At 63.2% G+C, this 8,497-nt stretch carries 5 protein-coding genes; 2 read left to right on the forward strand and 3 right to left on the reverse strand.

The window, feature by feature from the left end; genetic code table 11:
• Nucleotides 1-257: 257 nt before the first annotated feature.
• Entirely contained in the window at nucleotides 258-2,726 is a 2,469-nt protein-coding gene (locus NKI19_RS29600; RefSeq protein ID WP_352491743.1) for an adenylate/guanylate cyclase domain-containing protein, read from the reverse strand.
• 81 nt (nucleotides 2,727-2,807) lie between these two features.
• Nucleotides 2,808-3,902 carry a branched-chain amino acid ABC transporter substrate-binding protein gene (locus tag NKI19_RS29605; RefSeq protein ID WP_352566864.1) on the reverse strand — a complete coding sequence of 365 codons (1,095 nt, stop codon included), beginning with the start codon at nucleotides 3,900-3,902 and terminating at the stop codon, nucleotides 2,808-2,810.
• Between the two features lie 278 nt (nucleotides 3,903-4,180).
• Here NKI19_RS29605 and NKI19_RS29610 point away from each other — a divergent pair, with 278 nt between their 5' ends.
• Together NKI19_RS29610 and NKI19_RS29615 are read left to right on the forward strand one after the other, a co-directional pair.
• A complete protein-coding gene (locus tag NKI19_RS29610; protein WP_352491711.1) occupies nucleotides 4,181-7,480 on the forward strand; it encodes an ATP-binding protein in 3,300 nt (1,099 codons plus the stop codon).
• Between the two features lie 19 nt (nucleotides 7,481-7,499).
• Nucleotides 7,500-8,180, forward strand: a complete 681-nt coding sequence (locus tag NKI19_RS29615) for a peroxiredoxin-like family protein (protein ID WP_352566902.1) — start codon at nucleotides 7,500-7,502, stop codon at nucleotides 8,178-8,180.
• A gap of 84 nt (nucleotides 8,181-8,264) precedes the next feature.
• On the opposite strand, the gene NKI19_RS29620 is transcribed toward NKI19_RS29615, so the two are convergent.
• Nucleotides 8,265-8,497, reverse strand: a 233-nt coding sequence (locus tag NKI19_RS29620) for a polysaccharide deacetylase family protein (protein ID WP_352710978.1), incomplete at its 5' end; no start/stop codon positions are given.

The raw sequence follows: 8,497 nt of genomic DNA on the forward strand, positions 1-8,497 counted from the left end.
CGACACTGTCACGCCGCGCGCCCGCTCTGGGTCAAACTTTGCCGTTTAAGGCGGCGCCCGGAACGGGCAACTCGCGCCATATCCGGACCTTCAGTGATGCCGTGAATGTTAAGTCTCGGCTCCGATGCGGACGTTCCGTCCGAGTTCGAAGACTGACCGCGACCGTTCTACGGCCTCCGCATCGATAGCGCCAATGAGCGACGTCCGCATCCCACTCCTTGCATCCATTGGGAGGGGTCGTTGTGGACCAAGCCCTACTACCCGGGCTTGCGACAAAGCCGATCCAGCGCGTCTCGAAGTGCAGTGGCGGCATCGCCACGCTCGCCAGGGGACATCAGCTCCGGTTCAAGTTCCAGCCTGAAGTGCGGCAGCTCGGTTCGAACGGCACGACGAGCGGCCGCCAGATTGGCCTTCAGATCAATGACGCGGTAGGTGGCGACGGGATAGGCGATCCCCTTGACCTGGACGTGCCCCAGCTCCTCACAGTCGATTGAATCCTTCACTTGCGCAAACGTCTCGTAGGAAATGAGGATGGCCCCCGGCGGCGCCTCCTGCTCCAGACGCGAGGCGAGATTCACGGCGCCGCCGATTATCGTGTAGTCCATCCTGTCCTCGCTGCCGAAGTTACCGACGGTGCAGTAGTCGGTATGGATGCCGATGCGACAGCGCAGCGGTGTTTCGATCCCCATGTCCCGCCAGACTTCGGCAAGCTCGCTAATCCGCTTTTGCATTGCAAGTGCCATCTGCGCGCAAGCCAGCGCGTCCTCCTTGACGCCGCGAGTCTCGGGATCGCCGAAAAACATCAGGATCGCGTCGCCGACATATTTGTCGATCGTCGCGCCGTGATCCGAAGCAATTTTCGACATTTCCGTCAGATAGTGATTGAGGAGTTGGGTGAGATCCTCGGATTCCATTTTGTCAGTGGTCTCGGTAAAGCCGGCGATATCGGAGAAGCATATTGTCAGTTTCTTCCGCTGGCTGGCGATCCTGACCTCCTGGCGGCCGGTGAATATCGAGCGATACACTTGGGGCGCCAGATACTTCGCCAGCTTGCTGGAAAGCGCCTCCAGAACCACGGATTTCTCGGCGAGGTTCTCCTCCCTTTGCTTCAACTCAGTGATGTCCGAATAGACGGCGACCGTGCCGCCGGCGCTGATCCGCCGCTCGCTGATCATGACCCACCGCCCGTCGCCTCGCCGCTGCACCCAAGGTTCGCCAGGCTTGCGGTGCCGCGCGAGGCGCTCGGCGACCCACTCCTCGACCCGCCCCTCGGCGTCCCTGATGTAGCCGCGCTCAGCGGATCGGCGAATGATTTGCTCGAATGTCGTGCCGGGCGTCAGTTCGGTCTCCAGACCGGTGTAGAGCAATTCGCGGTAGCGGCTGTTGCTGAGGACGAGCCGGTCGTCCCCGTCGTACAGAGCGAATCCTTCGGAGATGCTTTCGATGGCATCGATGAGCCGCTGACGAGCTTCCGCAACGTCGCGCAGGTTCTTTTCCTCGACCTCGACAGCAGTATCCCGGAAGAGTCTCAGCGCTTCGGCCATGCGCCCGATTTCGTCGCGGCCCGCCGCTGGCAGCGGCGCACGAAGGTTGCCCCCCGCAATTGCGAGCATGCCCTGGCTCACGGCCCCCAGTCGGGCGAGGAGGCTGCGGCCGACATAGAGCCAGACAACCAGAACCGAACTCAGGAGGCTGAGGAAGGCGGAGCCGAGCACAACCGCGGTGCCGTAGCGCTGGACGAGCGCGGCTTCGCGGCCCGACGCAGCGATCTCCTGGTCTGCCGTGGCGACCAGGCGATCGACGCCAGCGGTGAGATTGCGCGACAGTCGATTGTTCTCGGCCAGAAGCCTTTCACCCTGTGCCAGGACAGCAAACTCGTCCTCCCGCGCCTTGGGGATGCTGTCCTCGCCGTCGGTCAAACCCTTGAATTCGTCGACACGCTGCCGGAAGCGGGTCCGCAGCTTTTCGTCGATCTCCGTGGAAACCTTTTCAAGAGCAGTGAGCGAACGGCGTAGCGGAAAAAGGATCAACGCCAGGTCGCCCGGCGTCGGCGCGTTCGCGACCTTCACCAGCGCGTCGTTGACCGCCGAGATCTCCAGCTGCGCCTTCTGCTGGGGGATGTAGGCCGCAATCGCCTGGACCAGGTCGGCCATCGCCGCTGCGCGTCGATCGGGCGACAGCGACGTGTCGGCCGCGACCGCCCGCCATTGCGGGAGCCTGGAATCCATCACTAGGATGCCGGTGGCGATAAGGCGCTGGCTTCCGGTCGTCGTCGCGGCGAGGCGGTTCAGGAGCGCCTCCTTGCGGGTGACCACGTCGAGCCGGGCGACAACAAGAGAGTCGAGCTCCTTCAGGTTGCGCCTCAGAACAATCGCGGCTTCCTCGATCTCGGCCAAAGGCACTGTGCCCAACGTGGTATCCCGGAGGTCCGTGCGCAGGGCCTCGAGGCGGGACATCTCGAGCGCGACGGCAGCCGAGACCTCGCTGTGCTGAGCCCTGCTTGTCGCTGCCAGCACGGATGGCGCGGCAGCAGCGACCCGTTCGGCCTGGCGCGACAGCTGGAGGGAGGCGAGCGCCGAGGGCACTCGATCCGTGGTAATTCGGTCGACGACGTCGCCGACCTGGAGGAAGGCATAAAGCGCCGCAGCGGTTGCCAGCACCGCAAGGGCGCTGATCCCGAAAAAGGCGAGCAACAGCCGGCCGCGTATGCCGAGGCGTTCAAGCATCTCGGCGGGTCGGAACAGTCGGGCCACACTGGTCTGCATCAGACTAGACGTCCCAGCCGGCACGCCGGCCATCAACGAACCCTATTCAACCGGCACGTATTCTCCGCCGCGCCAGACGTACCAAACCCAGCTCTGCTTCGTGAGGTCGCCCTTGTCGTCGAAATCGACCCGGCCGATGACGGTGTCGAATTCCTGTTCGTGCAGTGCCGCAATGACGGCCTTCGGCTCCAGCGAACCTGCCTTCGAGACTGCCTGGGCCCAGACCTGGACCGCGCAGTAGCTCAACAGCGTGTAGCCCGCGGGTTCGAAGTTCTCCGCACGGAACTGCTCAACGACCGCAGCCGCTTCGGGGCCTCGCCTGGGGTCCGCCGGGAACGTGAAGAGGGTCCCCTCCGCCGCGGGGCCGGCGATCAGGGCAAATTCCTCGGTCGCCAAAGCATCTCCGGATATGAGCTGAATCGTGTAGCCACTGTCGTGTGCAGCGCGAGCAATCAGCGCAACTTCGGCATGATACCCACCCACATATAAGGCGGAGACGCCGGCGGTCTGCAATGCAGCGACCTCAGCCGAATAGTCGTCCTTCCCGGGAATGTATGCGTCGTAAACGGCCTCAATCACGCCCCGCTTGTTCAGCTGCTTCCGGGTCTCGTCGGCGAGACCCTTCCCATAGGTCGAGTTGTCGTGGAGGATCGCAATCTTCTTGTTGCCCCAGCGATCGGCAAGGTAGTTGCCGGCGACGAAACCTTGCGCGTCGTCGCGGCCAATGGTGCGAAAGACATTGGCACGGCCCTGTCCGGTCAGCTGCGGATTGGTCGAGCCTGGGGATATCTCAACGACGCCCGCCTCCTCGTACACTTTTGATGCGGGGATCGAGGCCCCGGAGCAATAATGCCCGACGACGAGCACGACTCCGTCAGCCACCAGCTTCTTGGCGGCCGCCACAGCTTGCTCGGGATCACAGAAGTCGTCGACCGAGATGAGCCTCACCTTCTGGCCGAGCACGCCGCCCGCCGTGTTGACGTCGGCCACCGCCATCTCCGCGCCGCGCTGTCCCTGCTCGCCGATCCAGGCGAGCCGTCCCGTCATCGCAGCCGAGACGCCGATCAGCACCTCCGCCCGCGCGGAGTTGAACGCGGCCGCGAGAACTAAGATCGCTATGGCGATGATGCGGTGCATGTGCGCACCCCCTTAACTGTAGCTTACGCCAATCCCGCCAGAGCCGACAGCCCCTTCGGCAAGCGCGACTATCTCGGCGTCGTTCGCGGATCCGACAACTATTGCGCCTTCAACAATGCCTGCCCGCAGCGCTCTGCCACAGGATCCGCACGGATCGTTCGATGCCCAGTTGCGCTGCCACTTGCTGGTCGACGGCTATCGGTGCATCCTTATGAATAGCCTGGCCGTGAAGTGCGGGCGAGATCATGCCGTCACGGCCAGTAGTGAGGTCTTGTTCGATGGACTGCTCGGGCTGCGGTTTCGAGATTGAGGGCGGTTACGCCTTCTGTCCGAGGTGTGGCAGGCGCCAGCCCGTGCCATGCGCCAGTTGCGGCTACCCCTGCGCACCTGATTTCGAGTTCTGTCCGAAATGTGGGGCAAGCGTCGGTGCGTCCGCAAAGGCCGTCGAACGGCCTGCTCCGACACCAAGCCGGACCATTGTGCCGCCTTCTCGAACTCCGTCGCTGCTTCCGAACATCGAAAGCGAAGAAGGGCTGCATCCCGTCTCTGACGCCGATCGCCGGACGGTAACGGTGCTGTTCGCCGACCTTTGCGGCTTCACGACACTCAGCGAGCAGCTCGACCCCGAGGTCATGCAAGCGCTGCAGAACAAACTGTTCAAGGAATTGACGTCGGCCGTGCGAAACTTTGGTGGTTTCGTCGACAAATTCATCGGCGATGCACTGCTGGCTTTGTTCGGTGCGCCGGTCGCGCATGAGGACGATCCGGAACGTGCGCTTCGCGCCGCTCTCGACATGATCGCCCGGACGGCGCGGCTCGGCGAAAGCACTCCCCACTCCGGCTCGCCTCTGTTACTCCACATCGGCATAAACACCGGTCCGGTCGTTACTGGCGGATTGGGCATCGGCACCGCCAGATCCTATTCGGTGACCGGCGACACAGTGAATACGGCGCAACGCCTGCAATCGCTGGCCGCACCGGGTGAGGTGCTGGTAGGCGAGCTCACTCACAAGCTGACCCGGCATGCCTTCTCTTACGAGTCGCTGGGCGATGTCGTGTTTCGCGGCAAGGCTGGCAGCGTGCTCGTCCATCGACTGGACGCACCGCTTGCGACGCCGCGTGCAGCGCGCGGGCTCGAGGCGCTCGGCCTCAGTGCGCCGCTGATAGGTCGTGGTGCGGAGCTCAATAGAATGCTGGCAAGCCTTGACCAGGCGTGCAGCGGCTCGGCCCAACTTGTCCGCCTGGTCGGAGAAGCCGGTATCGGGAAATCGCGGCTGGTGAAGGAGTTCGTCGCCCGCGTCGGCGACGAGGAGCGTTTTCGCGACGTCGCCGTGCGACAGGCCACGTGCTCACCGCTGGGCGAACAATCATTTGGCGCCTTGGGCGCAGTGGTGCGCAGCGCTGCCGGGATGATGCAAAACGACAATGGGGACGAGATGCGGGGGAAGCTCGCAGGCTTGCTTGCCGATCTCGGTCTGCAGGGCGAGGAGGCGAAGCGGCTGATGCCCTTGCTCTACCATGTGCTCGGCCTTGGCGACCCCGATGCCACCTTGCAGCACGTCGAGCCTGAGCAGCTGCGGCGGCAAATTCTCTACGCAGTCCGCACAATCATCGAACGGCGGCTTGCGTTGTCGCCGCTGTTGATTGTCGTCGAAGACCTGCACTGGGCCGACGCCGTGTCGCTCGAGGCACTGCGTTTCGTGATGGACAGGTTGGAACGCACGCGGTTGATGTTGCTGGTCACGCATCGTCCGGCGCCGGACAACGACCAGCTCGACTCAAGTCGGGTCAGTCACACAGCGCTCAGGCTTCCGCCGCTCAACAATGATGACGGACGCAGCCTGCTGGCGGCGCTTTTCGGCGAGAGCTGGGTAAACTCCGCAGGAGGGCTTCTCGACCAGATCCTCGAGCGCGCGGGCGGCAACCCCCTTTTTGTAGAGGAGATCGTTCGCGGCCTTATCGATCGCGGTGTACTGATGCGCGACGGCCAGCGATGGCGGACTGTGGCAGGCGAAGTCGCAACCGGCATCCCCGCCACTATCCAGGCAATGTTGCTTGCTCGCGTCGACCGGCTGCCCCAAGAGGTGCGCCGGTTGGCCCAGGAGGCCGCGGTAATCGGCCCGCGCTTCGATGCCACACTTTTGAAAACCGTGACAGCCGACCCCGACCGGCTTGAAGCCGGCTGCGAGCTGCTTTGCGATGCGGAAATCATCGAGGAAGTTGCCGGATCAGGCTCGGTCTCGTCGCAAAGCTACCGCTTTACGCAAACATTGCTGCAGGACGTGATCTACCAGAATCTGCTCCTGCAACGCCGGACCGAAATCCACGGACGGATCGGTGCTGCCTTGGAGCAACTGTGCGGCGACAAGCCGGAACGGCTCGAGGATTTGACCGTACTTGGTCATCATTTCGCACAGAGCGCCGAGCGGGAGAAGGGCGCGCATTACCTGCAGGCGGCAGGCGATCGCGCTCGCATGATATACGCCAACGACGACGCCCTTCGTTTCTACGAGCGAGCATTGACTGCATTGGATGCGATCGGGCAAACACCGCTCAAACTGGCAATTGCAGAGCGCATTGCCGATTTGAGCGGCCCGGCAGGCCGCCGCGAGATCGCGCACCACCACTACGAGACGGTGTTGCAGGCATACCGCGAGTCGGCCAATCGCGTCGCCTCGGCGCGAGTTTTGCGTAAGATCGGTCGGCTGCTCTGGGACGTCGGCAAGCGGGACAAGGCAGAACCCCGCTATGCTGAGGCGGCAGCGCTCCTCGATGGAGCGGATGCCCCGATCGAGCAGGCGCATCTGTGGCAAGAACGTGGCCGACAGGCGTTCCGCAGCGGAGATCACGCTCTCGCGGCAAAATGGGCAGACGCGGCGCTGGATTGCGTACGCACTCTAACGACGGAGCATGTCTCCGAGGTAGGGCGTGATGCCACTCTTGTGACCGCCGAGGCACTCAATACCAAGGCTGTCGCGCTGGCTCGCCTTGGGCGAAACCGTGAGGCCGTGCGTCAGGTTGAGCGCAGCATTGAATTGGCCGAAGCCGCCGGTCTGCTGGGCGCGGCCTGCCGCGGCTACACCAATCTCGGCGTGCTTTACACGACCATCGATCCGGCACAGGCGATGGAGGTCTGTCGGCGCGGTCTTGAAGTGGCGCGCCGTATTGGCGATTTGGGTTTCCAGGCGCGCCTCCTCGCCAATCTGGCGGTCGCTTGTTGTACTTTCACGGATCGCTGTCCAACGGAGGGCGTACCTGCTGCCGAGAAGGCCATCGAGATCGACCGGGCGCTCGACCAGCGCGAGCACCTGCCGGTGCCGTTGATCGTGCTTGGGCAGATCCACCAGTGCAACGGCCGTCCGGACCTGGCGGTCGGGTTGTTCCACGAAGCACTGGACGTAGCCCGCGAAACGAGCGAACCCCAACTGCTGTTTCCGTGCTATGATGGCCTTGCAACGCTTAATCTCGACCTCGACAATCTGGCCGAGGCCGAACGCTACTTTTCCCTGGCGCAGGGTGTATGCGCCCAGCACGGGCTCGACCCGGAAGCGCTTGTGGTGCTGCCTTTTCTCGACTAGCCGGGGTTGGAGGTTGGAAATGTCCGCGCGTAGTGACTTGCTGCCGCTTCAACCGGGCGACCGTGCGCCAAACGTGGTACTCGACGCCATTACCCAGGAAGGCAAGATCGCGCTTGACGACTTTCGCGGCCAAAAACCGGTGCTGGTCGGCCTGTTTCGAGGTCTGCATTGTGCGTTTTGCCGGCGCCATATCGCCGCCCAGGCGCGGCTTGATCCTGAGCTGCGCGAAAAGGGCGTGGAGAGCCTGACGGTGGTCAACACGCCGATCGACCGGGCGCGTCTCTATTTCCGCTACCACCCGATGCCGAATCTGCTTGCGGCCTCCGACCCTGAACGCGCTTCACATCGTGCCTTTGGACTGCCCAACCTCGAATTCACCCAAAACGAGACGAACTGGCCGTACAAGGTCTCGATGGCAGCGGCAAAGGATATGCGGGTCGACATACCAGGCGAGTTACCCGGTCCTATGGATCCTATTGCGGCCAGCGAAATCCTCAACAAGATGGACCATTACGAACTGACCGAAGCCGACGAGCAGATGCTAGCAACGGGACACGGACAATTGGTCGGTCAGTTCCTGCTGGACCGGCAGGGGATCGTTCGCTGGAGCTTCACCGAGGTTCCAGAGGGCGGGCGATACATGTTTGGGGCGCCAAGCCCGCAGGAGCTGATGTCAGCCGTGTCCCAGGTCGCCCAATAGACTTGCGAACGAGGTAACGGGCGGGACACCGAATAAAAAGCGGAAGCAACTTGTTACAAAACTAGACACTGACAAGTTCACCGTTCATGCGAGCACGGCCTCAACTTTGCCAACAAAGTCGTCGAGCGAGCGATCCCCGCGGATCTCGATGCGCGGAAGGTCGATGGGATCGCAATCGAGGTCCGCCGGCCCGTGTCTGCCGCCGAAGCCGATTCGATAGCCGCACTCCTTCGCCAGCCGGCCAAGCCGTCGGTCGGTGACGGAGAAGGGCGCTGCGAACGCCGTGGTTGGCCGACCGGTCCATCGTTCGATGAACA

The sequence above is a fragment of the Mesorhizobium sp. M0751 genome, assembly GCF_040320265.1.
In the GTDB taxonomy this organism is placed as follows: Bacteria; Pseudomonadota; Alphaproteobacteria; order Rhizobiales; family Rhizobiaceae; genus Mesorhizobium.

Bases quoted from the DNA above. Each gene is read 5' to 3' on its own strand.
- NKI19_RS29610 (WP_352491711.1), top strand. From the start codon at position 4,181: ATGGACTGCTCGGGCTGCGGTTTCGAGATTGAGGGCGGTTACGCCTTC.
- NKI19_RS29615 (WP_352566902.1), top strand. From the start codon at position 7,500: ATGTCCGCGCGTAGTGACTTGCTGCCGCTTCAACCGGGCGACCGTGCG.
- NKI19_RS29605 (WP_352566864.1), bottom strand. From the start codon at position 3,902: ATGCACCGCATCATCGCCATAGCGATCTTAGTTCTCGCGGCCGCGTTC.
- NKI19_RS29600 (WP_352491743.1), bottom strand. From the start codon at position 2,726: ATGCTTGAACGCCTCGGCATACGCGGCCGGCTGTTGCTCGCCTTTTTC.